Annotated in this window: 2 protein-coding genes; both read left to right on the top strand. The window is 71.9% G+C overall.

The annotated features are described in order from the left end of the window. Positions 1 to 746 (top strand): U32 family peptidase (locus BN3001_RS00075; RefSeq protein ID WP_197407423.1); only part of this gene is annotated, 746 nt, incomplete at its 5' end. Between the two features lie 226 nt (positions 747 to 972). Beyond that, positions 973 to 1,206: a NifU family protein gene (locus tag BN3001_RS00080; RefSeq protein WP_058269808.1), complete on the top strand. Its 234-nt coding sequence runs from the start codon at positions 973 to 975 to the stop codon at positions 1,204 to 1,206. Positions 1,207 to 1,265: the final 59 nt, after the last annotated feature.

Below are 1,265 nucleotides of genomic sequence, written 5' to 3' on the forward strand. Positions count from 1 at the left end.
GCCTCTATGCCACCGCCGACGCGCTGGCCGGCGCCGAGCGCGCGGGAAGGGCCTGGCCCGGAAGGACGGAGCCCATTCCCTGGCTCGACGAGGTGTGTCGCGAGGGCGACCATGCCCGCCTGGACCCGCTCGTGCGCGCGGGGGAGCCCTGCGCCGTGGGCAACGTGAGCGAGCTTGCGCTTGCCGCGGAGCGCGGCGCCAAGGCGGAGGTGCGCCCTTGCATCCCCGTCCACAACGAGAGCTGCCTCGTGGCGCTCGAGCAGGCGGGGGCTCGGGGCTTCTGGCTCTCGGGCGAGCTCACGCTCCAAGAGGCCTGTGACCTCGGACGCATGGCGGTCGTGCCCTGCGGCGTCGTCGTCAGTGGCAGGCCCCGGGCCATGACGAGCGAGCACTGCGTGCTCCAGACGGCCGGCCGCTGCATCCACGATTGCGCCCGCTGCGCCCTGAGGGCCCAGCGCCTCTCGCTGCGTGACAGGAAGGGTCAGCTCCTTCCCGTCCGCACCGACCTTGAGGGTCGCAGCCGCATCTACGCCGCCCGCCCGCTGGACGCCACTCCGGAGGTGGGGGCGTACCTCGCCGCCGGCGTCACGCGTCTCATGGCCGACTGCACGCTGCTCTCTGCCGAGGAGGCCGCCTCCGCCGTCGCGCGCGTCGTTCGGGCCGTCCGTGCCGTGGGAAAAGGCGAGCGTCCCGCGCCCCGTCTGGAAGGCGCGAGCGACGGCCATCTCTTTCGGCCCATCGCATGAGCGCCGGCGCGCGGCGATTCGCCGGGGCGGCGTCCCGCCTGACAGGGCCGCCCGCTCTTGGGGTACACTCCGTAAAAATGCACGTCAATAGGTAGGATTTAGGCCGCCCCGATCCGGGGCGCGTCATCGCAGGAGAGGAAGCGTCGTGACAGAGAACGCCAAGAACGAGACGACAGAGCAGGCCCCCCAGGCGCAGGAGGCTCCCAAGGCCCAGGAGGCCCCCAAGATCAACCGAGAGCTCCTGGACGCGACCCTTGAGGTCATCCGTCAGAGCCTGCAGGCCGACGGCGGCGACGTGGTGCTCGTCAACTGCGACGACGACGGCGTCGTGACGCTCGAGATGCAGGGGGCCTGCGCGGGCTGCCCCATGTCGAGCTATGACATGAGCGAGGGCATCGAGCGCATCCTCAGGGAGCACGTGCCGGGCGTGACGCGCGTCCAGCCGGCCATGCCCTGGTAGCGCCATCGGCGCCTGATCGGTCGCTCCCGCGCTGTCGCGACACCGGCCCTTGCGGGCCC

It is taken from the genome of Olsenella massiliensis, from assembly GCF_001457795.1.
Taxonomy (GTDB): Bacteria; Actinomycetota; Coriobacteriia; order Coriobacteriales; family Atopobiaceae; genus Olsenella_F; species Olsenella_F massiliensis.